The organism is Nonomuraea sp. CA-218870, from assembly GCF_050936535.1.
Classification (GTDB): domain Bacteria; phylum Actinomycetota; class Actinomycetes; order Streptosporangiales; family Streptosporangiaceae; genus Nonomuraea; species Nonomuraea corallina.
Map to the genome: position 1 here is coordinate 227,095 of NZ_JBNJMN010000001.1, position 23,331 is coordinate 250,425.

The window sequence follows — 23,331 nt, forward strand, 5'->3', positions numbered from 1 at the left end:
ATGCGCGCCGCCCAGATCCACGCCTGCGGCGAGCCCCCGGTGGTGGCCGAGCGCCCGGCCCCCGTGCCCGGCCCCGGTGAGGTGCTCGTGGAGGTGCTCGCCGCCCCGATCACCCCGCTCGACCTGCTCTGCGCGACCGGCACGTCCTACTTCGGCACCCCGCCCACCCCGTACGTGCCGGGCGTCCAGGGCGTGGGCACCACGGGGGGCCGGACCGTCTGGTTCCCCACCACGGCCGGGATGGCGCCCGGCGACGGCAGCATGGCGGAGCTGGCCGCGGTGCGCGAGAGCGAGCTGGTGGAGCTGCCGCCGGGCGCCGACCCGGTGGCGGTGGCGGCGCTGGGGCTGTCGGCCGTGGCCGCCCACCAGGCGCTCGGCCGGCGCGGCGGGCTGGAGGCGGGCGAGCAGGTGATCGTGCTGGGCGCCGGCGGGACCGTCGGTCAGGCGGCCGTCCAGCTCGCCCGGCTGGCCGGCGCCCGGCGGGTGGTGGCCGCCGCCCGTTCCGCCACCGCCAGGGAGCGGGCCGCGCGGGCCGGGGCCGACGCGGTGGTGCCGCTCGACACCGACGACGTCGGCGAGCTGGCCGCCCGGTTCTCCGCCGTCCTCGACGGGCCGGCCGACCTGGTGCTCGATCCGCTCTTCGGCGTGCCCGCCGCGGCCGCGGCCCGGGTGCTGCGCCCTGGGGGCCGCCTGGTCAACCTCGGCGGCTCGGCCTCCGAGACCAGCCCGATCGACTCCTCGACGCTGCGCGGCAGGTCGCTGAGCCTGCTCGGCTACACCAACAACGAACTGACGCCCGGCCGGCGCGCCGCCGCCATCACCGAGATCGCGGAGCACTCGGCCCACGGCAGGCTGTCGGTCGTTCATGAGACGATTGCCCTCGACGATGCCGGGAGCGCGTGGCGACGTCAGGCGGTGGGCGCTCCTTCGGGGCGGATCGTCCTTTCCGTCCGTTGAGAAGCCGCTACCGTAGTCAGTAGCGCTCCGCGAACAGGAGATCACTCATGAGCGATGCCACTCCGCCGGTCCCGGGCGTGTCGGCCAGCACGCCGAGCGTCGCTCGCATCAACAACTATTTCGCGGGCGGCAAGGACAACTTCGCCATCGACCGCGAGATCGCCGAGAAGGTGCTCGCCCTGGCCCCCGAGGCGAAGGACATCGGCACCCACGTCCAGGAGTTCCGCCAGCGGGTCGTGGCCCATCTGGTGAAGGCGGGCGTGCGGCAGTTCCTCCAGGTCGGCGCGTGGCTTCCGGTCCAGCGCAACGTCCACCAGATCGCGCAGGAGCTCGCGCCCGAGTCGCGGGCCGTCTACGTCGCCGACGACCCCGTCGCGCTCAACCACGCCCGCGCCCTGCTGGCCACCAACGAACGGGTGGGCGTGGCAGAAGGCATGATCCTCCATCCCGACAAGATCGTCGAGCATCCGGTGACGCGGCAGCTCATCGACTTCTCCCAGCCGGTGATGGTGCTGCTCTTCGGCATGCTGCAGTACATCCCCGACGACTTCGGCGCCTACGAGAGCGTGGCGGCCCTGTGCGACCACCTGGCGCCGGGCAGCTACGTCGCGATCACCCACGCGGTCTTCGACACCCGGCCCGACATCGCCGAGGCGGTCGCCGACATCTACCGCGACGCGCTCAAGCGGCCCACGGGCGGGCCGCGCACCATGGCCGAGGCCAAACGCTTCTTCGACGGCCTGGAGCTGATCGAGCCGGGCTTCGTCTACGTCCGGCAGTGGCGCCCCGAGACCCCGGTCTCCGACGCCGAGGCGGCCAAGCACTGGGTCGCCGCCGGCGTCGGCCGCAAGCCCTGACCTTCCCGGCCCTGCCGGCCCTGCCGGTTCACGGCGGGGCGCCGGGGCCGTCGAGTCCGGCGCCGCGTCCCGTGCGCGAGCCCCGGTAGGCGTCGCGCCGCAGCCGGGCGAGGGTTCCCTCCAGGCGCAGCGACCGGTGCCCGTGCCGCACCGGGTCGAAGGACAGGTCCGCGTCCGGCGGCAGCGCCGCGCGCAGGCGCAGCGTCGCCAGCGGGCTGGCGCGCTCCCTCCGCCGCGCGGCCAGCAGGCGGAACAGCAGGGGGCCGCGGCCGAGCGCCTCCGGCAGCAGCGCCGGATCGGCCGGCACGGCCTCCCTTTCGGGGACGGCCACCAGCCAGACCGGTCCCGTGTCGCTCGCGTACGGCACGAGGCTTGAGTACGGGCCGGCGGTGAAGCCGGCCCTGGGCCGCAGCAGCCACGGCGCCGCCCCGCAGGTCGACAGCAGCAGGTCGATCGGGCCGGGCAGGCGGACCGCCAGGCCGAGCACGTCAGGGAGGCGGCCGGGCAGCGAGCCGCCCTTCGACAGCCGGGCGATCACCTCGTACCGGGCGGGCTCGTCCAGGACGGGCACGCCGAGGCCGCCCGCCCCGGTCACCTCCAGCGTGCCGGCCAGCAGGCGGCCCCGCGGGTGCAGGGCCCGGCCGCCGCGCAGCCGGGCCCCGAACGCGGCGAGCGTCCCGGTGAGGTCAGCGGCCAAGCTGGAGACTGCGCACCGGATGGGGACCTTCGGTCTCCAGCCGGTACTCCTCGCCGGACTTGTGCACGTTCTCCTCCATGACCAGCTCGGACGGCGGCCGCTCGCCGCCCATGATCCCCTCCTGCAGCTTCTCGAACCGCTCGTGGGCCTCCTGGACGTAGCCGGTGCCCAGCGTGGTGTAGTCGATCTGGGTGGCGAGCAGCTCGCGGACGTACGCCTTGTTCGGCTCGAACGTGACCGGGGCCGGCAGCTCCGGCGCCAGCACCTGCTCGGGGTCGCGGCCGTCGTGCTTCTTGAACAGCTCGGCGGCCAGCCGCAGGTGCTCCAGCTCCATGTTGAGGTGGAGCTCCCAGATGTTCTTCACCCGGGGGTCGGACTCGGTCTCCATGAACGAGTGGTACAGGTAGCACTCGTTGTACTCGTGGTTGAGCAGCATCTCCCACCAGCTCTCGCCGGGGTCGACGAGTGACTCGTAGTGGGTGACGTGCTCTTCCTCGATCAGCCCGATCTCCTGGTAGAGCTGGCGGGCGATCGGCTCCATGTAGGTCGGGCCGACGTTCATGTAGAAGTTCATGGTCTGCTGCTCGGCCGCCATGATGGTCAGCGCGTGCAGCTTGGAGATCGGCGCGGCGGCGCTCTTGTCGTACGGCTCGCGGACGTTGTCCATCGGGTCGCGGTGGTGCAGGTAGGTCGGCCGGCCGGGCATGATCTCGGTCAGGTTGTCGACGATCTTCTCGGCCTTGCGGTGCTCGATCATCTCGTACAGGTTGGAGTACCGGTAGAGGTGGTCGAAGTCCTCCAGGACGCCGAACTGGTAGGCCTGCTTGAGGTACGGGTCGGGCTCCATGCGGGCGACCCAGGCCGTCAGGTCGACCGCGACCTGCTCGTAGGCGATGGTGGTCTCCAGCACCGAGGCGACGCCGGGAAGCAGCCAGTTGACCGCCTTCTGCTGCTGCGCCTCGATGTAGCGGACGCGGGCGAGCTGCTGCTTGAGCTCGATGTCCGGGCAGTGGCGCGCGAGGTGGTGGCTGAAGAAGATCGCCTCGGTCTCGATGCCGTTCATGGCGATGATCCGGCAGCGGGTGTACGGGTCGGCGTGGTCGGGATCGATCGGCATGACGTTCAGCTCACGCCAGTTGCGCAGCTGCTTGTCCAGCGGGATGCCCCGCTCCTGCAAAGGATTGAAGGTCATGTGTCTGTGCGCTCCTTCGAGCTGCTCGATGCGGCGGGGCTCGCGCCCCGCGCCTGGCTCGGCCGCCCTGACACGCCCGCGGTTCCCCCTCCTCAACCGTGGTGTGCCGGGGGTGGGCGACGTCCGTTACCGGGCCTACCCGAGGGCTTACGGAGCAATCTCCTCAGGTCGCCGCCGAACCGCACGGAAACAGTAAGCAGATGCGTGACCAGGCGGAGCAGGGGTAGGCACCGGCGAGAATCCGAGAGAACCGACGAGGGGAGATGGACCGTGACGAAGACGGCTCCGGAGAAAATGCAGGAGACGGACGTCATCGAACTGCTGATCGCGCAGCACGGCATGATCAGGAATCTGTTCGACGAGGTCGAACAGGCTCCACCCGAGCGACGCGGCGAGGCCTTCACCCGGTTGGTGCGGCTGCTGGCCGTGCACGAGACGGCCGAGGAGGAGATCGTCCACCCCTACGCGCGCGTCAAGCTCGACGGCGGCTCGGGCGTCGTCGACGACCGGCTGGAGGAGGAGCGCGAGGCCAAGGAGCTCCTCCAGGAGATGGACCAGGCCGGCCCGGACGCGCCGGACTTCATCGACAACCTGCTGATGCTGCGCGCCGCCGTGGAGGCGCACGCCCGCGCCGAGGAGCGGTACGAGTTCGCCAAGATCGTCCAGCACACCACCGAGGCGGAGCGGCGCGCCATGGGCCTCGGCGTCAAGGCCGCTGAGGCCATGGCCCCCACCCACCCCCACCCCGGCACCGAGTCGGCGACCAAGAACGTGCTCATGGGCACTCCGGTCGCCATGATGGACCGTGCCAGGGACGTCATCCGCCAGGCCATGGGCAAGAAGGACTGACGCGGGACTCCGGGGCGGTGACCGACGTGCCGCCCCGGACCGTCCTTTCAGTCGTCCGACGGCGCGTTCCCCCCGGGTTTCCGCCACAGCGGATAGGGCAGACCGGCGGCCCGGTTGATGACGAAGCCCTGGATGACGATGACGAGCACCGCCGCCATCATGATCAGCAGATGTTCCGGGGTCCGGATCAGGCCGAGCGAGACGATCAGGGTGGTGGCGCCGGCCGGCGGGTGCGCCGCCTGGAAGATCGGCATCAGCCCGCAGGTCAGCCCGAGCGCGATGGCGCAGGCCAGGATCCGCTGCCAGTCGATCTTCTCCAGGTCGGGCGGCACGGCGAGCAGCCCGGTGACCGCCAGCGAGAACCATCCGGCCAGGATGCCTATCAGGTGCCCGATCAGGCTGTTGTGCGGCGAGGACGAGGCCGCCAGCGGCGTGTAGAACAGCAGGAAGGCCGTGGGGCCCAGGGACGGGAAGACGAACGGGGCGTCGGTGTTGTAGGCGATGATCGCCATCAGGAAGATCGAGACGAAGCTGTTGACGCCCGTGTAGACCGAACGCACCGCCCACCGGGGATACCGGTCCTCCAGCGACTCCAGATAGTACGGCCTGGTCCCGCGGGTCACACGTCGCTCCGCTTCCACCCTGGCCGGAGCGCCGCGGTGCCGAGGTTCCTCGGGTCGCGGGCACGATAGACGATGTACGGCCTGAACAGGTAGTGCACGGGCGCGGCGAACGCGTGGACCAGCCGGGTGAACGGCACGATCGCGAACAGCACCAGCCCGGTGATCGCGTGGATGCGGTACTCGATCGGCGTGCGCGCCATGAGCGCCACCTCGGGCTGGAACACGAAGAGGCTGCGCACCCACGGCGAGAGGTCGATGCGGTAGTTGTAGTGCAGCGTCGAGGCGTTGATCAGCGTGGTGGCCAGTCCCGCCGTCAGCGCCGCGACCAGGAAGATGTACATGATCTTGTCGTTGACGGTCGTGGCCAGGAAGACCGGCCCGGTGGTGCGCCGCCGCCAGACGAGCAGGGCGATGCCGGCGTAGGTGAGCACGCCTGCGGCGATGCCGAGCGTGATCGCCAGGAAGCTGTAGACGGTCTCGCTGATCCCGGCCGCCGCCGTCCAGCTGTCCGGGATGAACAGGCCGAGTATGTGCCCCAAGAGCACGATGAGCAGCCCGAAGTGGAACATCGGGCTGCCCCACCGCAGCAGCCGCGACTCGTACAGCTCGGACGAGCGGGTCGTCCAGCCGAACTTGTCGTAGCGGTAGCGCCAGATGAGGCCGGTGATCAGGATGGCCACGGCGATGTAGGGGAAAGCGCCCCACAGGAAGATGTCAACGGGCGAGGGCATCGGGCACCTTCCCGATCGGAGAGGGCGGGAGCTTCCGGCTCCGGCCCGGCGCGGACGAGATCACTTGAGACCCCCGGTGGTGGCGATGGGATGCGACGAGGGGAGTCCGATGGCGTCCAGCCCGACCAGCTCAGGACCGCCGCCGACCGGGCGGCGGGCCATCCGGGCGGCCTCCTCCGGGGTGCCGGGCGAGGCCCCGGGCAGTGTGCCGCACACCGCTTCGAGCAGCCGGGCGTACGGCGTGGCGGCCTTGATCAGGGCGAACTTCAGCAGTTCGAGCCCGGCCCGGTGCTCCTGGAGCAGCGCCGTCCCGTCGGCGCGCTCCAGGGTCGCGTACTCCAGGATCACCGGCAGGTAGTCGGGCAGCTCGTCGCTGCCCGGCGGCGTCAGGCCGTGCGCCCGGTAGCGCTCCTTGATCGCGGCCAGGGAGAGCCCGCGGCGGCGGGTGTCGCCGTCGATCCACCAGGTCAGGTGCAGCGAGCGGCGGTTGCGCAGGTCGAAGACCGACACGTAGTGCTCCTCGGCCCGCAGCGGCTCCTGGCCCGCCAGGTGCTCGGCGAACGCGGCGACGGCGGCCACCGGCGGATGCGCGCCGGTCTCGGCGAGCGCGGCCCTGATCAGCGGCAGCCGGTCGAACAGCTCCCGGTCGGGGTAGCGCAGGCACAGCCCGGCCGCCCGGCGCACCACGGCCACGCCGTCGGCGGACAGCCGGGATCGCCGCGAAGGCCGTCTCATCACGACTCACCGCGCTCGTGCCGCCCGCTGATCTCGCCCGGCCCGGCGCCCGGCTCCTCGCTCTTGTCCACGCGACCGCCCCGATGGCCGTCGCCGTCTTTCCGCCGCTTCGGGAACAGCCCCGCGGGGAGGCCGCGGCCGTCCCAGTTGAGCAGGTTGATCCGGCCCCGGTGGCCGGAGGTCTCGGCGGCCGACTCCGAGGTCTGGCGTTCGCGCAGACCGTGGAAGGTCTCCACGGACAGCGGCGCCGGCCGGCCGGACGCCTCGCCGAACGGCCCCGACGACTCGGTGCCGCCCATCCCCGGGCCGCCCTCGTAGTCGAGGCTGCACCCGCTCAGCTCCGTCTCCTCCAGCCTGCGCACGTCTCCGGCGGCGGCCGTCGGGATGACGTAGCGCTCCTCGTACTTCGCCAGGGAGAGCAGCCGGAACATGCGGTCCAGCTTGTCGACGTCGAAGCCGACCGAGGCGGCGATCGCCGGGTCGACCGGCTCGCCCAGGTTGATCCGCCGCCGGTGCGAACGCATGGCGGCCAGCCTCCGCAGCGCCAGCTCGACGGGGGCCGGGTCGCCCGCCGTGAACAGCTCGGCCAGGTACGAGACCGGGATGCGGAGCGTGTCGATGGCGCCGAACAGGTTCCGGTAGTCCTCGCCGTCGTGGCCCGAGGCGGTGATGGCCTCCACCACCGGCGACAGCGGCGGCACGTACCAGACCATCGGCAGCGTGCGGTACTCCGGATGCAGCGGCAGCGCCACGCCGTAGGTGGCGATCAGGTCGTAGACGGGCGAGCGGCGGGCCGCCTGGACCCAGTCGTGCGGGATGCCCGCCAGCTCGGCGGCCCGCCGCACCTCCGGGTCGTGCGGGTCGAGGAACAGGCCGAGCTGCGCCGGATAGAGGTCCTGCTCGCGCGGGGTGGCCGCGGCCTCCGGCGCCCGGTCGGCGTCGTACAGCAGCACGCCGATGTAGCGCAGCCGGCCGACGCAGGTCTCGGAGCACACGGTGGGCTGGCCGACCTCGATGCGCGGGAAGCAGAACGTGCACTTCTCGGCCTTGCCGGTGCGGTGGTTGAAGTACATCTTCTTGTACGGACAGCCCGTGACGCACATCCGCCAACCGCGGCAGCGGTCCTGGTCGACCAGCACGATCCCGTCCTCGACGCGCTTGTAGAGCGCGCCGGACGGGCAGGACGCCACGCACGACGGGTTGATGCAGTGCTCGCAGATGCGCGGCAGGTAGAACATGAAGGTCTGTTCGAGCTCCATCCGCACCTTGTCCTGGATCCGCTGCAGGACGACGTCGTCGCTCTCGTGCTCCGGCATGCCGCCCAGGTTGTCGTCCCAGTTGGCCGACCAGGTGATGGTGTTCATCCGTTCGCCGCTGATGAGCGAGCGGGGCGCCGCCACCGGGAAGTCGTCACCGGCCGGGGTGTCGAACAGGGCGTTGTAGTCGTAGGTCCACGGCTCGTAGTAGTCGCGGATGTTGGGCAGCAGCGGGTTGGCGAAGATGCTCGCCAGCCGCCGCGCCCGGCCGCCCGCCCTGGGCACCAGCCGGCCCCGCGAGGTCAGCTTCCAGCCTCCCCGCCAGCGTTCCTGGTCCTCGTAGCGGCGCGGGTAGCCCTGCCCTGGGCGCGTCTCCACGTTGTTGAACCACACGTACTCGACGCCGGGCCGGCTCGTCCACGTCTGCTTGCAGGTGACCGAGCAGGTGTGGCACCCGATGCACTTGTCGAGGTTCATCACCATGCAGATCTGGGCCATGACGCGCATCAGTACTCGACCTTCTGGGTCCGCCGGCGGATCACCGTGATCTCGTCACGCTGGGTGCCGACCGGGCCCATGTAGTTGGGGAAGAACGAGAGCTGGGCGTAACCGCCGATGAAATGGGTGGGTTTGACGAGCACGCGGGTCAGCGAGTTGTGGATGCCGCCCCGCTTTCCCGTGGCCTCGCTCTTCGGGACGGCGATGACGCGGTCCTGGGCGTGATGCATGTAGACCGTCCCGGCCGGCATCCGGTAGGACACGATGGCCCGCGCCACCACCACGCCGTTGCGGTTGACCGCCTCGATCCAGTCGTTGTCGGCGACGCCGATGGCCTCGGCGTCCTGCGGGCTGATCCAGATGACCTGACCGCCGCGCGACAGCGACAGCATGATCAGGTTGTCCTGGTACTCCGAGTGGATGGACCACTTGTTGTGCGGGGTGAGGTAGCGCACGGTCACCTCCCGCGCGCCGTCCGCGCCGAGGACGGGCTCGCCGAACAGCCGGTGCATGTTCAGCGGCGGCCGGTACGTCGGCAGGTTCTCGCCGAGCTCGGTGATCCAGTCGTGGTCGAGGAAGAAGTGCATGCGCCCGGTCAGGGTGTGCCAGGGCTTGTCGTGCTCGGTGTTGATGGTGAAGGCGCTGTACTGGCGTTCCGGGGTCTCGATGCCCGCCCATTCGGGGCTGGTGATGGTGGTCTGCGGATGCGCCTGGGTGGCCGCGTAGGTGATGCGGCGGTCGGCGTCCGAGCGGGCGAGGCCGGCCAGCCCGTCGCCGCCCACCTTCCTGGCCAGGGTGCGGAAACCCTGGTCGGCCAGGCGCCCGTTGGTCGAGCCGGACAGCGCCAGGATCGCCTCGCACGCCTTCTTGCCGGTGTCGATCAACGGCAGGCCGTCGGCGGGGCCGCCGCGCGCGAGGCCGTTGGCCTGGCCCAGCAGCCTGATCTCGTGATCCACCTGGTAGGTGATGCCCTTGCAGGGCACGCCCTTGGACGCGGCGAGCGGGCCGAGGGTGCGCAGCTGGGCGGAGATCGCCGTGTAGTCGCGCTCGACGACGGTCAGGCTCGGCATGGTCCGGCCGGGGACCGGGGTCGACCCGTCGGCCCGCCAGTCCTGCGCCAGGCCCGTGGGGTTGCCCAGTTCGCCGGGCGAGTCGTGCTGGAAGGGCGTGGCCACCAGGTCGTACCGGGTGCCCAGGTGCTCGCCGGCCAGCTCGGACACGCCGTCGGCGATGTCGTTGAAGATCTCGAAGTCGGTGCGGGCCTGCCAGGGCGGCTCCACCGCCGGGTTGAACGAGTGCACGTACGGGTGCATGTCGGTCGAGTTCAGGTCGTGTTTCTCGTACCAGGTCGCGGCCGGCAGCACGATGTCGGACAGCAGGGTCGTGGACGTCATCCGGAAGTCCAGCGAGAGCAGCAGGTCGAGCTTGCCCTCGGGCGCGGGGTCGCGCCAGCGCACGTCGCGCGGCCGGAGGTCCTCGGGCGTCTCGGTGGCCCGCAGGTTGCTGAGTGTGCCCAGCAGGTGGCGCTGGAAGTACTCGGCTCCCTTGGCGGACGAGCCCAGCAGGTTGGCCCGCCACGCGATGAGGACGCGCGGCCAGTTGTCCGGGTGGTCCGGGTCCTCGGCGCAGAACCTCAGCCGGCCCGCCGCCAGTTCCTCCGCCACGTGCTCGCCCGGGTCCCGGCCGGCGGCGCGGGCCTCGTCGGCCAGGTCCAGCGGGTTGCGGTCGAAGGTGGGATAGGAGGGCATCCAGCCCAACCGGGCCGACTGGGCCAGGATGTCGACCGCCGTCATCCCGGCGAAGTGCCCCTTGCCGAGTGGCGAGCTCAGGGCGTCGGCGTGGAAGTGGTCGTAGCGCCACTGGTCGGTGTTGAGGAAGAAGAAGCCGGTGCCGATCATCTGCCGGCTCGGCCGCTTCCAGTCGTTCGCGGTGGCCAGCGTGGTCCAGCCGGTGAGCGGGCGGCACTTCTCCTGGCCGACGTAGTGGGCCCAGCCACCGCCGTTGCGCCCTACGCAGCCGGTGATCAGCAGCAGCGTGATGAAGTTGCGGTACGTGGTCTCCGAATGGAACCAGTGGTTGGTGCCGGCGCCCATGAGGATCATGCAGCGGCCGTCGGTGCTCTCGGCGGTCATGGCGAACTCGCGGGCGATCCGGACGGCCGCCGCCGCCGGCACCGAGGTGATCGTCTCCTGCCAGGCCGGCGTGCCGGGCGAGTCCGCGTCGTCGTACCCGCTCGGCCACTCGCCCGGCAGGCCGTCCCGGCCGACGCCGTAGCGGGCCAGCATCAGGTCGTACACCGTGGTGACCAGCGGCCCGCCGGGCGTCAGCCGGACGGCGGGGACGCCGCGCCTGAGCACCGCCCCCGTCCCGTCGGCGGTGTCGAACCGGGGCAGCAGCACCTCGGCGCCCACGGCGCCGGGCAGGCCGTGCGTGGTGAGCCGGGGCACGACGTCGCCGAGGTCGAGGTTCCAGCGTCCGTCCTCGTCCGACCAGCGGTCGGCGACGGTGCCGGAGGGGGCGACCACGTCGCCGGTGACCTCGTCCACCACCACGGTGCGCCATTCGGCGTTCTCGGTCGCGGCGTACGCCCCGCCGAGGTCGGCGGCGCGCAGGAACCGCCCCGGGACGTACGCGCCGTCCTTCTCCTCCAGCCGGACCAGGAACGGCATGTCGGTGAAACGACGCACATAGCGGAGGAAGTACGGCACCTGCCGCTCGACGAAGAACTCGCGCAGGATCACCTGGCCCATCGCGTGGGCCAGCGCCCCGTCGGTGCCGGGATGGGGGTGCAGCCAGTCGTCGGCGAACTTGCTGTTGTCGGCGTAGTCGGGGGAGACCACGACGACCTTCTGGCCGTTGTAGCGGGCCTCGACCATCCAGTGGGCGTCGGGCGTGCGGGTGACGGGGACGTTCGACCCCCACATCATCAGGTAGGCCGCGTCCCACCAGTCGCCGGACACCGGCACGTCGGTCTGGTCGCCGAACACCTGCGGGGAGGCCACCGGCAGGTCGGCGTACCAGTCGTAGAACGACAGCGCCTGGCCGCCGATCAGCGACAGGAACCGGGTCCCGACCGCGTGGGACAGCATCGACTGGCCGGGGATGGGGGTGAACCCGGCGATCCGGTCGGGACCGTGCTGCTTGATCGTGTGCACATGGGCGGCGGCGATCATCTCCAGCGCCTCGTCCCAGGTCGTGCGCACCAGCCCGCCCTTGCCCCGCGCCTGCTGGTAGCGGCGCCGCCGCTCCGGGTCCCCCACGACGTCCGCCCAGGCCAGGACCGGGTCGCCGAGCCGGGCGCGGGCCTCGCGGTACATCTCCACGAGGACGCCGCGCGCGTACGGGTAACGCACCCGGGTCGGGTGGTAGGTGTACCAGGAGAACGCCGCGCCCCGGGGGCAGCCCCTGGGCTCGTACTCGGGACGGTCGGGGCCGGCCGTCGGATAGTCGGTCTCCTGGGTCTCCCAGGTGATGATCCCGTCCTTGACGTACACCTTCCAGGAGCAGGAGCCCGTGCAGTTCACCCCGTGGGTGGAGCGCACGATCTTGTCGTGCGACCAGCGGTCGCGGTAGAAGACCTCGCCCGCCCGTCCGCCCCGGTAGGACACGTCCCTCAGGTCGCCCGAGTAGACGCCCCGGCTGAAGAAGTCTCCGATCCGCAGGAGGGCCGAGGTGGCTCCCTCCTTGGGTTCCCCGGCCGTTCGCTCGTTGACCATGGCGTGTATCTACCAGCGGCGACCGGAGGCAACCGGGTCGGACCTTATACGTACCGTAATGACTTGATCGCGGCGAGTTCACTCATCTCGTCACGCGCTGGCCGCGCCGTCGACGACCAGATCGTGCCCGGCGACGAAGCTCGACGGGCCGGAGGCGAGCCAGAGGACGGCGGCCGCCACCTCGTCGGGGTCGGCGACGCGGCCCATCGGCATCGTCGACGCGAGCCTGGCGTCGCGCTCGGCGGTGGTCTCACCGGGCCGGTAGGTCATGGCGGTGTCGGTGGCGCCGGGGCTGACGGCGTTGATCCGGATGCCGTCGGCGGCGTACTCCAGCGCGGCCGCCCTCGTCAGCACGCTCACCCCGGCCTTGGAGGCGGCGTAGGCGGCCAGGCCGGGGACGCGGCGGTGCGCGCCGATGTTGGACGCCACGTTCACGATCGCGCCGCCGCCGTGCTCCCTCAGGTACGCGATCTCGTACTTCATGGCGAGGAACACGCCGGTCAGGTTGGCGTCGAGCACGGCCTTCCAGTCGGCGGGGTCCAGGTCCGCGAGCGGGCCGAAGCCGCCCAGCACCCCCGCGTTGTTGACGGCGACGTGCAGGCCGCCGTACCGGTCGGCGGTGGCGGCGACCATGCGCGCGCAGTCGGCGGCGCTGGAGACGTCGCCGGCCGTCCAGCCCGCGCCGAGCCGCCCGGCCGCCTCGGCGAGCCGGCCCTCGTCCCGCCCGGTGATCATCACTGTGGCGCCCGCGGCCGTGAAGGCGCGCGCGGTGGCGTAACCGATGCCGGAGGAACCTCCGGTGATGAGAACGACCTTGCCCTGCATCCGACCACCTCATTTATAGGAACGATCGATCCAAAAACTGGGCAGCACGAAAGGCGACGTCAGCCCAGCAGGGCCAGCGCCTGATCGGCCGCGTCGTCCAGGCGGGCGGCGCCGCCGGGCGTCCGGCCGATCACCCGCATGCCCTGCATGAGCACGAGGAGCATCCGGGCGACGGCCCGCGGATCCTTGCCGGGATCCAGCTCGCCCTGGGCGCGGGCGCGGGTCAGGGCCGAGGTCAGCACCGTCTCCAGGTGGCTCCAGCTCGACTCCACGAGCGCCGCCGCGGCCGGGTCGTGCGGGGCGAGCTCCACCGCGGCGTTGACGACCATGCAGCCGCGCCGGTCCTCGCCGCCGGACTCCGCCGCGTACGCCCTGATCAGCGCCCGCACGGCCGGCAGCACCGGGCCGGGCTGGGACAGCCTCTCCAGCACGCGCGGGTCCGTGCTCCGCAGGTAGCGCTCCAGGGCCTGGAAATAGAGCTCGCGCTTGCCGCCGAACGTGGCGTAGAGGCTGGCCCGCGCGATCCCCAGGCGCGCCACGAGGTCGGCCATGGACGTCGCCTCGTAGCCGCGCTCCCAGAACAGCTCCAGCGCGCGCTGCAACGCCACCTCGGGGTCGAACTCCTTGCTTCGCGCCATGCCGCGGACCCTAATCCTATCGAGAACGATCGGTCAAGTTAGGGCGAGTTCGCGAGGGGTAGACGGCGGGTCAGAAGATCCGTTCCGAGGGAGCTCATATGAACACCCCGCGCACAACCAACCGCACCCCTGTGCAGTTAGCCGCACTGGTCACCGGGGTGGTGTTCCTCCTGGTCGGCGTCCTGGGTTTCGTCCCCGGGATCACCACGAACTTCGACCAGCTCCAGTTCGCCTCGCACGAGTCCGACGCCATGCTCCTGGGCGTGTTCCAGGTGTCGATCCTGCACAACATCGTGCACCTGCTCTTCGGTGTCGCCGGCGTCGTCCTGGCCCGTACCTGGTCGGGCGCCCGTAACTTCCTGATCGGCGGCGGGGTCGTCTACCTGCTGCTGTGGATCTACGGGATGCTCGTCGGCCACGACACCCCGGCGAACTTCGTGCCGGTCAACGACGCGGACAACTGGCTCCACCTGTTCCTGGGTGTCGCCATGGTCGCGCTGGGCGTGCTGCTGACGCGGCGCCGCCCGAGCGCCATCCGCTAAGCGACACCGAGACCCGTGCGCGGCCCGAGAAGAGGCGGCGCACGGGTTTCGCGTGTCCGGCGGGGCTCAGGACTCTTCCCCGCGCACGGCCGGAGGCCGGAGGGCGGGCACCGCCCTGGCCAGCACCCAGCCGACCGCGCCCACGAGCACGCCGACCACGACCCCGGTGAACAGGCTGCTGCCGAACGCGAACGTCCGCATCAGCGCCTCCTCCGCCCCCGGCGCCAGCGCGCCCGCCAGGTTCCCGCCCAGCCGCGGCTGATCGGCGAACGCCGATGACCAGAACAGCTGGTGGGTGACCGCGAGCAGCACCCCGTAGGCGCCGCCGATCGCCAGCAGCGTCAGGAACGCGTTGGGCACCCGCCGCCACAGCACCACGCCCAGCCAGACCAGGACCGGCAGGAACGTGAGCACCCCGTTGACCACCGGGCCGACCAGGCCCAGATCGTGCGCGATCACCCGGGGCACGCCGAGCAGGGCCAGTCCCGCGATCGCGGCCGGGGACATTCCGAGAGAGCTCGTCTTCCTCATCATCCGACCGTAGGAGCACGGCCAGGCGTCCGGCGTCGCCCCGCGGTTGTCTCCCGCGTACCCGCCGGCGCGTACGCGGGCGCCCGGCCCGTAGGCGGAAGGATGTACGCCGACCCCGGCCCGAAGGCGTAAGCGCGGTGTTAACAGGACCGTTCACAGCCCCGCAACCGCCGTCCCGCGACGCTGGCGGGCATGAAGAAGACGACGCGGGTCCTCACCGCGCTCACCCTGACCCTCACCGCACTCGCCTGCGCCCCCCGCGCGCCCCAGGCCGCCGCCGCCACGGCGTGCGAGCCGCTGACCGGCCCCGTCGAGGGCGGGCCGGCCGCGACCACCGTGGCGACGATCGAGCAGGCCTACGACTGCGTCTTCGCCCGCTACTACGGCGCCCCGGCGCTCGATCACCGGACGGTGCTGGCCGCCGGCTTCGCCGCGTTCACCCAGCACCTGCAGCGCCACGGCCTCGACCGGCCGGACGCGACCATGCCCGCGCTCGGCGGCGACAGGGACGCCGACCGGGAGGCGTTCGCGCGGGTCTACGCCCGGGTCGCGGAGAGCCTGCCGGAGCGGGCCAGGCAGGCCGCCGCCGAGGCCACGCTGAAGGGCATGATCGAGGCCCTGCACGACAACCACGCCGCCTGGGTCCGGCCCAGGGAGGACGAGCCGGGCGAGCCGGGCACCGCCTACGGGTCGGGCGTCACCGGCATGTCCGGCCACCGGGGCGGCCGGCCCGACCCGGCCGTGGGCCCGCCGCTGCACATCACGTCCGTGATGCCCGGCAGCCCGGCCGCCGAGGGCGGGATACGGCCGGGCGACGTGGTGGTCTCCGTCGACGGCGCTCCGCCGTACGTCGCCGGGCTCCTGTCCCCCGGCGTGCTGGCGCTGCTGGCGGAGGACAGGCCGCTGCGGCTGGTGATGCGCCGCCCGGCGACGGGCCGCACCTGGCAGCTGACCCTGAAGCCCGCCAGGTTCACGGCCGAACCCCCGGCGATGTCGGCCGGGCGGACCCGCGGCGCCGCCTACGTCAAGCTGCCGGACTTCGGCCCCGGCGCAGCGGACCGGGTGATCAGCGCCGTCGGTGAGCTCCGGAAGAAGGGCGAGCCCAGCGGGGTGGTGCTGGACCTGCGCGGCAACCGCGGCGGCTCGCCCAGGGAGGTCGCCCGCCTGCTCGGGGCGTTCGCGCACGGCAAGGTGACCGGCCACGAGTGCGACGTGCGCGGCTCCTGCACGGCCATCCGCACCGACGACTCCGTCCCGCTGCTGAAGCTGCCACTGGTCGTGCTCACCGACCGGCAGTGCGCGTCGGCCTGCGACGACTTCACCGCCGCCGTCAAGGGCCTGAAGCTGGCCCCGCTGGTCGGCACCCGGACCGCGGGCGCGCTGTCCGGACCGGCGAGCGCGTTCGGGCTCGGCGACGGAAGCATCCTGCTGCTGCCCGCCAAACGCCACGTCGGCCCGAACAAGGAGGTCGTCGACGAGATCGGCGTGGCCCCCGACCACCACGTCCCGCTCACGGCCGAGGACCTGTCGAAGGGCCGCGACCCCGGCCTCGCCAAGGCGATCGAGCTGCTGTCCTAGGAGTACGCGGCGATCATCCCGATGATCGCCACCAGGAGTCCGGCGGCGGTGACGACCACCCCGGGGGCGACCCATCGCCGGCGCGCTCCCGGCCCGCCCCACCAGTACGCGACCACGTACGGGAGGAAGCCCAGCCCGGCCAGCCCCGCGGCCGGGACGGCGGAGACGCTCAGCACGCCCTTGACCCCGTCGGGCAGCGCGCGGGTCCCGTCGGGGGTGAGCCGGGCGTGCGTCACGTCGCCCACGCCGGAGTCGGGAGAGGCCGACACCAGGACGTCCGGCCCGCCGTCGTCAGGGACGAACCGCCCACGGCAGTCGTAGCGGCCCCGGCCCAGCGACTCGCAGGAGATCACGGTGAGCGTCCCGGGCGTGCCGGCGTGGCCGAGCGCGAGCCGGTAGCCGGGCACGGCCACCGGGATGGGCGTCAGGCAGACGGCCAGCCAGAGCAGGATGAGCAGAATCCGGACAGGGTTCCCCATGCGGGACAGGATCGGGGAGGCGACTTGCGGATGGCTTGGCCCCCGCTGCAGCCGCTAGGACGCGCTCACCACCGGCGGGCCCTCGCTGGCCTGCACCAGCACGAACCCCTGGCCCTGGAACGCGAGCTGCATGGCCTCGCCGCTGCCCCGCCCGATCAGCGCGCCGGCCTTGAAGGTGCGGTTGACGCCGACGTGCAGCCCGGCGCTCCAGCAGACGGCCGACTGCCCGTCGGCGAAGGTCGGCATGCGGCCCGCGTCGAGCACGACCGGGGTGCCGTGGGTGGTGACCGCCACCCAGCCGGTGCCGGTGAGCGTGGTGTTGAACAGCCCGCCCGCCGCGACGCCGGCCCCCTGCACCCGCTGGATGTCCCAGCCGATCTGCGGCTGGAAGGCGAGCAGGTTGCGGCCGTTGACCGTCAGGCCCTCGTTCTCCAGATAGAACAGGTGGATGTCGTCGGCGTTGTCGGCGAGGTAGAGCACCCCCTGCCCGCGCACCCGCATGAGCGAGGCGCCCTCGCCGGTCATCGCCTTCTTGAACAGCTTGCCCAAGCCGCCCGAGCCCTCGTAGTCGAAGTCCCAGGCGCCCTGGAAGGCGACCATGGACCCCTGCTTGGCGAGCACCTCGGGCAGCTCGACCCGGAGCATCTTGCCGTTCTGCAGCGCGAAGCCGGGCGGGAGCCGCTGGTCGTCCAGATTTCCGAAGATGGGGCTGCGCACTGGTGACCCTTCGATGTCAGGCGATCCGGGTGACCGCGGGATCCACGATATGCGCGGAGACGGACGGGTGCGCGAACGCCGGCCGGGTGAGCATCAGCTCCGCCAGGCTCGCCCTGACGAGGGCGGCGCCGCGCAGCACCGGCGGCAGCGTGATGGCGAACAGCAGGCCGAGCACCGTGTTCCAGACCACGAACAGCGCCGGGCTGTCGGCGAACCCGAGCGCGCCTGGCAGCCCGGTCTCGATGGCCCCGGGGATGCCCGCGATGATCCACCCGTACAGCGGGAAGGCCAGCCCGGCCAGCGTGCCCAGCCACCAGACGGCGGCCACCACGGACGCGGCGACGACGACAGGGAACGCGATGATCACGTGCAGCAGGTCCATGACGGCCTGGCCGCTGGCCAGCGGGTTCATCATCCGGCGGAACCAGCCGGCCCAGACCGGCGCCTCACGGTAGCGGGGGCGTGCGACGGGGTGGCCGAGCACGCCGGGCAGAGAGGCCCGCTCGGCGTCGGCGACGTTCCTGGCGAGCCAGGCGGTGGCGGCCAGCAACGGCAGCCCGGCGAACACGACGGCGGCGCCCAGCCCGGCTGACACGCCTGCGACGACCAGCGGGAACGAGACGAGGGCGGTGGGGAGGGACAGGAGGAGGTAGCGGGAGTCGGTGGCGACGCGGTTTCGGAGGGTCGTCATACCGGCAACGCTACGGATCGGCGGCGGTGGGATCAGTCCCGCGAGCAGGCGGAAAGAGGGTGGGGACAGCCCTACCCCGCCCGCCGACGGCGACGGCTACCTGGCCGCCGTCGTCTTCGCCGCCGACCCCGGCCAGGACGGGCGATAGCGGATGACAGCCGCGCCGCGACCCCGATAACGTCGCCTGCACTGTCCGATCCGGCGAGGGGGAGCGGCGAGCGTTGCGGTCCTGGGCTGCCTTACCGACCGGCAAGGTCGTGCGCCTGGAGGGCGCCGGCCCGCTGCCGGCCGTCCTCGACTCCCTGCCCGGCGAGGCCCCCGCGATCCTGACCTGCGCCGCCCCCGAGGCACGCTCCCCCAAGGCCCTGGTCGCCGCCGTCCTCGACGAGCTCGACGCGACGGTGCTCGGGCTGTTCCCCGCCTGGCTGCCGGAGGCCGGAGGCATCGACGGTCCCGGCGGGGCGGGCCCGGCCGCCGTACGCGCCCTGGCCCTGCGCACGGCGGCCACCACCGCCCACTTCGGCCCGTTCCTCGCCGAACTCGCGGAACGCGCCCTGCGCGCCAGGCCAGGCCCGTTCCCGGAGCCCCGGACGAGCCGGTCCACGACGTCCCTGCCGAGCTGGTCGCCGGAGGTCCGGCCCAGCCGGTTCCCGCCCGAGGTCCGGGCCGCGGGGCTGACCAGGGCGCTGGCGGCCGGCCGCTCCCGGGCCGGGGCGTCCCTCCTGTTCGAGGTGCCGGACGGGCTGTCCCCCAGGGGCCAGGAGATCCTGGTGGCGGCAGGCGAATGGCTGGCGCACCGGGCGAGACTGAGCGTCTGGCTGGCGGGCCCGCTGCCCGCCGTCGACCACCTGGAGACGGTGCGCGCTCCTGGACCCAACGGGCAGCCGCCCACCCCGAGACGGTCCGGCGGGCCGCCGGTGACCGGCCGTCCGCCGGTCGCCGGCCGGCCGCATCCGGCGAGCGCGGCCGAGCGGGCGCTGGAGTCCGCGCTGAGCGGGTGCGGGTGGGCCGCCGGCCGGGCCTGGAACCAGACGGTCCGGCCGAGCGTCCTGGCCTCTCCGGTACGGGCCGACCTGGTGTGGCAGGACGACCGGTGCGTCGTCGAGGTGGACGGCCCGGAGCACCGCGGGCCGGACGCGTTCGCCGGCGACCGCGCGCGGGACGTGCGCCTGCAGATCGCCGGTTACGCCGTGCTGCGGTTCACCGACGCGCAGGTGCTGACCGATCCCCAGGCCGTGGTCCGCCACATCGAGCTTTTCCTCCGTAACCGTCGTGCCTCTGAAGAAGGATGAAGCATGCCAGAGCAAGGGTTGTCGCTCCCCCAGTTCGCGACACTGGTGGCGCTGGCCGTGGAAGGCGTCGAAGTGTCCAACCCGGAGCTGAGGACGCGCTGGGGTTTCGAGGTCGCGAAGAAGGACCGCGACAGACTGAACGAGCTGAAGCTGGTCGAGAGCTGGAAGGACGGTCGTTCGTACCGGCATGTGCTGACCGACCGGGGGTGGCGGCGGCTGGAGGAGGAACTGCGCGCCGGCGAGCTTCCCGCGATGCAGCGCTCGCCGGGGATCATCGCCCGTGGCCTCCTCAGCCTGCTGCGCAGGTACATGGATCGTTCCGGCCTCCGCCCGGCCGAGGTCTCCATGCCGCGGGAGCCCGCGTCGCCCGCGGAGGCGACGGCGGACCGGCCCTTCGCGCCGGGAGCCGGCGCCACGACGGAGGATGACCCGGAAGCGCGGATCCGGGCCGCCTACGCGCGGCTGGTCCACCGGCCCGGCGCCTACGTGGGGCTGGCCCGGCTGCGTCCGCTCCTCGGCGACGTGCCCCGCGAAGACGTCGACGCCGCCCTCGTACGCATGGAGCGGCTCCCCGACGTGAACCTCGTCCCCGAGTCCAACCAGAAGACCCTCACCGCCCAGGACCGGGAGGCCGGGGTGATCATCGGCGGCCAGGAGAAGCACCTGCTGTGGATCGGGCGAGAATGACGACTCCGGGCGTCGAGGCACTCGCGGCTCTCAGCTTCCACTACACCGAGGGCGCCGACGACGTGTGGCGGCCTTCGCCGTTCCACGTGGAAGGACTGCACGGGCACTCGGCGAAGTTCCTGCTCGACGGCCTCTCCGAGGCCAGGAGCCGGGAGGGCGCGAGCCCGATCGGCGTGGTCGTCCGGGGCCAGCGCGGGACCGGCAAGACCCACCTGCTCGGCTGGCTGCGCGAGGTGACCCAGCGTGAGGGCGGTTACTTCGTGCTGGTCGGGCTGCTGGACGCGAAGGAGTTCTGGGAGAGCGTCATGGTGTCGCTCCTCGACAGCTTCTCCCGTCCGGGCGAGGACGAGCAGACGCAGCTCAGGGTGTTCCTGTCGCGCCTGGCGTCGCGGGCCGACCTGTCGCGGATGGCCCGCCGGGCGGTGACCGGGAAGAAGGCGCTGTCCCGTGCGGAGCTCGACGCGTTCGTGCACGCGCTGCGGCGCATGGACGAGGTGGTCGGGCGCGGCTGCCAGGACACCGCGCGGGCGCTGGTCCTCTACGCCTCCCCCGACCCGGCCCTGCAGGACCTCGGCGAGGCGTTCCTGTACGCGATGCCGGAAGGCGAGCCGGGAGAGCGGGCGCGGTGGGGCATCCGGCCGGTGAACAAGACGCCGCAGGAGATCGTCAGGGACGTCTCCCACCTGCTGGCGCTCACCGGGCCGACGATCATCGCGGTGGACCAGATCGACCCGCTGATCGCCCAGTCCAGGACGTCCACCGACGCGGCCGCCGACGACGGCCACGGCGACAGGCTGCTCCTGGAACGGATCGCGGGCGGCCTGATGGCGCTGCGCGAGGTGACGCGTCGGACGATGACCGTCGTCTCCTGCATCCCCGCCACCTGGACGTTGATCGAAAGGGAGGCGGTCGACACCGTCCGGGACCGGTTCAGGACGGCCGTGCAGCTCATGACCATCCCCGACGCCGAGACCGCCCGGGAGCTGGTCGCCAGGCGGTTCGAGGTGCAGTACCGGGAGGCCGGGGCCGAGCCGCCGTACCCGACCTGGCCGGTACGCCCTGAGGCGTTCGACGGGGCGCCGGGGTTCACCGCGCGCCAGCTCCTCATCACGATCGACGCACACGTACGGGCATGTCTGCTGAGCGGCGAGGTCACCGAGCTGACCAGCCTGACCGCTCCCGCGCCCACCGCCGCCGGAGGAGCGGGGACGGAGCCGGACGCCGCTGGAGAGCGGCGGGAAGCCGCGCCGGACAGCGCGCTGGACGCCCGGTTCGCCACGCTGCTGGAGGTCGGGGAGACGCCCCAGATCGACCAGTCCACCGAGGACGTGCTGCTCCCCCCGCTGCTCGCCGCGGGACTGTCGGCGTGGATCGCCGAGCAGGGCGAGCGGGGCAGGACGTTCAGCGTGGACCCGCCGCCCAGCGCCAAGCCGCCCCTGCACGCCCGGCTGCGGCGCACGCTGGACGAGACCACGGAGGACGAGGAGCACTGGGCGTTCCGGGCGGTCACCGCCGGGCACGCGGTCGCGGCGCTCAACCGGATCCGCAAGGCGTCGGTGGCCGCCGGTCTGGACGCCGAGGTGCCCAAGCGGCGGCTGTTCCTGCTGCGTAACGGGGACTGGTCGAAGGGCGCCAGGACGCGGGAGGTGGTCGCGGCCTTCGAGCGCGCGGGGGGACGGACCCTCACGTTCACCGGCGAGGATCTGCGGGTGCTGGCGGCTCTCAGGCGCCTGCTCGCGGAGAACCCGCCGGGGCTGGCGTCGTGGCTGGCCTCCCGCCGACCCACCCGCACCGTCTCCTTCCTGGTGGAGGCGCTCACGGACCTCCCCGGCCCCGCCACCGAGGCTCCGCGTGAAAGGGCGGCGGCCTCCGAGCCCGTGCCCGGGGAGGCTCTTGGTTCCGATGAGCGGCCGGACGGCTCGTACGTCCCGCTGGGAAGGACCGTCGACGGCGGCCGGCCTGTCGGGGTGGCGCTGGAGGCGCTGCGGAAGCACACGGCGATCTTCGCCGGTTCCGGGTCGGGCAAGACCGTGCTGATCCGGCGGCTGGTCGAGGAGTGCGCGCTGCGCGGCGTGTCCGCCATCGTGCTCGACCCGAACAACGACCTGGCCAGGCTGGGCGACCGGTGGCCGGAGCGGCCCGAGGGCTGGGTGGACGGGGACGAGCGCAGGGCCGCCGACTATCTGGCCGGGACCGAGGTGGTGGTCTGGACGCCGAGGCGCGCGGCGGGCCGGCCGCTCAGTTTCCAGCCGCTGCCGGACTTCGCCGGGGTGACCGGCGACCCGGACGAGTTCACCGAGGCGGTGGAGTCGGCGGTGGCGTCGATCGCGCCCCGGGCGAAGCTCGACGCGCGGACCGACAAGGCACACCTGGGCCGGGCGGTGCTGCGCAAGGCGCTGGAGCACTACGGGCGCGGTGGCGGGGCGACGCTCAAGGGGTTGATCGCGCTGCTGGCCGACCTGCCCGACGGGGTGAGCGAGCTGGCGGGCGCCCCGCGCGTGGCCGCCGATGTGGCACGGTCGCTGCAGGCGGCGATGGACAACGACCCGCTGTTCGGCGGGGGCGGCGAGCCGGTGGACCCCGGCCGGCTGCTGACCCCGTCGCCGGGCCGGCGGGCCCGCGTGTCGGTGATCAGCTTCGTCGGGCTGCCCAACGACGACCAGCGGCAGAGTTTCGTCAGCCAGTTGCAGATGGCGCTGTTCGCCTGGATCAGGAAGAACCCGGCGGGCGACCGGCCGCTCGGCGGGCTGCTCGTGATGGACGAGGCGCAGACGTTCGCCCCGGGCTCCGGGCGGATGACGGCCTGCACGCACAGCACGCTGGCGCTGGCGTCGCAGGCCCGCAAGTACGGTCTGGGCCTGGTGTTCGCCACCCAGGCGCCGAAGGGCCTGCACAACCAGATCCCCGGCAACGCCGCCACGCAGTTCTTCGGCCTGCTGAACGCGCCGGTGCACATCGAGGCGGCAAAGGAGATGGCGCGGGCCAAGGGCGGTTCGGCGCCGGAAATCTCCCGGCTGGGCGCGGGTGAGTTCTACGTGGCGCTGGAGGGGAGCGCGTTCGTGAAGGCGCGGATGCCGATGTGCCTGAGCCACCATCCGCGGGCGCCGCTGACGACGGAGGAGGTGCTGGCCCGCGCGGCCCGCTGAGCCCGGCGCGGGCCGCTTCCGGCTTGGCGGATTGGGGGTGGCTTCCTGACTGCCCGGGTGGAATAGTCAACAACAGACAGGGGCAAAACCCGCG

The 23,331-nt window shown here is 72.4% G+C and carries 21 protein-coding genes; 8 read left to right on the forward strand and 13 right to left on the reverse strand.

Annotated features, from left to right (window positions below; all coding sequences use genetic code 11):
* Both ACQEUU_RS01100 and ACQEUU_RS01105 read left to right on the forward strand, forming a co-directional pair.
* The gene (locus tag ACQEUU_RS01100) at window positions 1–957 is read left to right on the forward strand and encodes a quinone oxidoreductase family protein (protein ID WP_433058974.1); all 957 of its coding nucleotides are present in this window, start codon (window positions 1–3) and stop codon (window positions 955–957) included.
* A gap of 47 nt (window positions 958–1,004) precedes the next feature.
* On the forward strand, window positions 1,005–1,814 hold the full coding sequence (locus tag ACQEUU_RS01105) for an SAM-dependent methyltransferase (protein ID WP_433058977.1): 810 nt from the start codon (window positions 1,005–1,007) through the stop codon (window positions 1,812–1,814).
* A gap of 28 nt (window positions 1,815–1,842) precedes the next feature.
* Here the strand turns inward: ACQEUU_RS01105 and ACQEUU_RS01110 are convergent, their stop codons facing one another.
* A complete protein-coding gene (locus ACQEUU_RS01110) occupies window positions 1,843–2,511 on the reverse strand; it encodes a hypothetical protein (protein ID WP_433058980.1) in 669 nt (222 codons plus the stop codon).
* Window positions 2,501–3,703: a hypothetical protein gene (locus ACQEUU_RS01115; protein ID WP_433058983.1), complete on the reverse strand. Its 1,203-nt coding sequence runs from the start codon at window positions 3,701–3,703 to the stop codon at window positions 2,501–2,503. Before ACQEUU_RS01115 ends, ACQEUU_RS01110 begins: the two co-directional genes overlap by 11 nt.
* A gap of 270 nt (window positions 3,704–3,973) precedes the next feature.
* On the opposite strand from ACQEUU_RS01115, the gene ACQEUU_RS01120 reads away from it, so the two are divergent.
* Window positions 3,974–4,552 (forward strand): hemerythrin domain-containing protein, encoded by a 579-nt coding sequence (locus ACQEUU_RS01120; protein WP_433058987.1) that lies wholly within the window; start codon window positions 3,974–3,976, stop codon window positions 4,550–4,552.
* A gap of 47 nt (window positions 4,553–4,599) precedes the next feature.
* On the opposite strand, the gene ACQEUU_RS01125 is transcribed toward ACQEUU_RS01120, so the two are convergent.
* The 7 genes from ACQEUU_RS01125 to ACQEUU_RS01155 form a co-directional block, all read right to left on the reverse strand.
* A complete protein-coding gene (locus ACQEUU_RS01125; RefSeq protein ID WP_433058990.1) occupies window positions 4,600–5,175 on the reverse strand; it encodes an HPP family protein in 576 nt (191 codons plus the stop codon).
* Complete coding sequence (narI, locus tag ACQEUU_RS01130; protein ID WP_433058992.1) at window positions 5,172–5,906, reverse strand: respiratory nitrate reductase subunit gamma; 735 nt, start codon at window positions 5,904–5,906, stop codon at window positions 5,172–5,174. The genes ACQEUU_RS01125 and narI overlap by 4 nt, the downstream gene beginning before the upstream one ends.
* Before the next feature lie 60 nt (window positions 5,907–5,966).
* Window positions 5,967–6,641 (reverse strand): nitrate reductase molybdenum cofactor assembly chaperone, encoded by a 675-nt coding sequence (gene narJ / locus ACQEUU_RS01135; protein ID WP_433058994.1) that lies wholly within the window; start codon window positions 6,639–6,641, stop codon window positions 5,967–5,969.
* Window positions 6,641–8,404, reverse strand: a complete 1,764-nt coding sequence (gene narH / locus ACQEUU_RS01140) for a nitrate reductase subunit beta (RefSeq protein WP_433058997.1) — start codon at window positions 8,402–8,404, stop codon at window positions 6,641–6,643. Before narH ends, narJ begins: the two co-directional genes overlap by 1 nt.
* Entirely contained in the window at window positions 8,404–12,111 is a 3,708-nt protein-coding gene (locus ACQEUU_RS01145) for a nitrate reductase subunit alpha (protein ID WP_433059000.1), read from the reverse strand. Before ACQEUU_RS01145 ends, narH begins: the two co-directional genes overlap by 1 nt.
* A gap of 90 nt (window positions 12,112–12,201) precedes the next feature.
* Complete coding sequence (locus ACQEUU_RS01150; RefSeq protein ID WP_433059003.1) at window positions 12,202–12,936, reverse strand: SDR family NAD(P)-dependent oxidoreductase; 735 nt, start codon at window positions 12,934–12,936, stop codon at window positions 12,202–12,204.
* 59 nt (window positions 12,937–12,995) lie between these two features.
* A complete protein-coding gene (locus ACQEUU_RS01155) occupies window positions 12,996–13,574 on the reverse strand; it encodes a TetR/AcrR family transcriptional regulator (RefSeq protein WP_433059005.1) in 579 nt (192 codons plus the stop codon).
* Between the two features lie 98 nt (window positions 13,575–13,672).
* Between ACQEUU_RS01155 and ACQEUU_RS01160 the strand changes: the two genes are divergently transcribed.
* Window positions 13,673–14,116 (forward strand): DUF4383 domain-containing protein, encoded by a 444-nt coding sequence (locus tag ACQEUU_RS01160; protein WP_433059008.1) that lies wholly within the window; start codon window positions 13,673–13,675, stop codon window positions 14,114–14,116.
* A 66-nt stretch (window positions 14,117–14,182) separates the two neighbouring features.
* On the opposite strand, the gene ACQEUU_RS01165 is transcribed toward ACQEUU_RS01160, so the two are convergent.
* Entirely contained in the window at window positions 14,183–14,647 is a 465-nt protein-coding gene (locus ACQEUU_RS01165) for a hypothetical protein (RefSeq protein WP_433059011.1), read from the reverse strand.
* A 192-nt stretch (window positions 14,648–14,839) separates the two neighbouring features.
* Here ACQEUU_RS01165 and ACQEUU_RS01170 point away from each other — a divergent pair, with 192 nt between their 5' ends.
* Complete coding sequence (locus ACQEUU_RS01170) at window positions 14,840–16,225, forward strand: S41 family peptidase (protein WP_433059014.1); 1,386 nt, start codon at window positions 14,840–14,842, stop codon at window positions 16,223–16,225.
* Here the strand turns inward: ACQEUU_RS01170 and ACQEUU_RS01175 are convergent.
* The 3 genes from ACQEUU_RS01175 to ACQEUU_RS01185 are packed head-to-tail and all read right to left on the reverse strand — an operon-like array spanning window position 16,222 to window position 18,112.
* Window positions 16,222–16,704 carry a hypothetical protein gene (locus ACQEUU_RS01175; RefSeq protein WP_433059016.1) on the reverse strand — a complete coding sequence of 161 codons (483 nt, stop codon included), beginning with the start codon at window positions 16,702–16,704 and terminating at the stop codon, window positions 16,222–16,224. The two genes, ACQEUU_RS01170 and ACQEUU_RS01175, sit on opposite strands and share 4 nt — an antisense overlap.
* Window positions 16,705–16,758: 54 nt before the next feature.
* Window positions 16,759–17,421, reverse strand: coding sequence for an AIM24 family protein (locus ACQEUU_RS01180; RefSeq protein WP_433059018.1), 663 nt, complete (start codon window positions 17,419–17,421; stop codon window positions 16,759–16,761).
* Between the two features lie 16 nt (window positions 17,422–17,437).
* Window positions 17,438–18,112, reverse strand: coding sequence for a sensor domain-containing protein (locus tag ACQEUU_RS01185; protein ID WP_433059021.1), 675 nt, complete (start codon window positions 18,110–18,112; stop codon window positions 17,438–17,440).
* A 221-nt stretch (window positions 18,113–18,333) separates the two neighbouring features.
* On the opposite strand from ACQEUU_RS01185, the gene ACQEUU_RS01190 reads away from it, so the two are divergent.
* The 3 genes from ACQEUU_RS01190 to ACQEUU_RS01200 are packed head-to-tail and all read left to right on the forward strand — an operon-like array spanning window position 18,334 to window position 23,237.
* On the forward strand, window positions 18,334–19,404 hold the full coding sequence (locus ACQEUU_RS01190; protein WP_433059024.1) for an endonuclease domain-containing protein: 1,071 nt from the start codon (window positions 18,334–18,336) through the stop codon (window positions 19,402–19,404).
* Between the two features lie 3 nt (window positions 19,405–19,407).
* Window positions 19,408–20,091 (forward strand): hypothetical protein, encoded by a 684-nt coding sequence (locus ACQEUU_RS01195; RefSeq protein WP_433059027.1) that lies wholly within the window; start codon window positions 19,408–19,410, stop codon window positions 20,089–20,091.
* Window positions 20,088–23,237 carry an ATP-binding protein gene (locus ACQEUU_RS01200; protein ID WP_433059030.1) on the forward strand — a complete coding sequence of 1,050 codons (3,150 nt, stop codon included), beginning with the start codon at window positions 20,088–20,090 and terminating at the stop codon, window positions 23,235–23,237. The genes ACQEUU_RS01195 and ACQEUU_RS01200 overlap by 4 nt, the downstream gene beginning before the upstream one ends.
* Window positions 23,238–23,331: the final 94 nt, after the last annotated feature.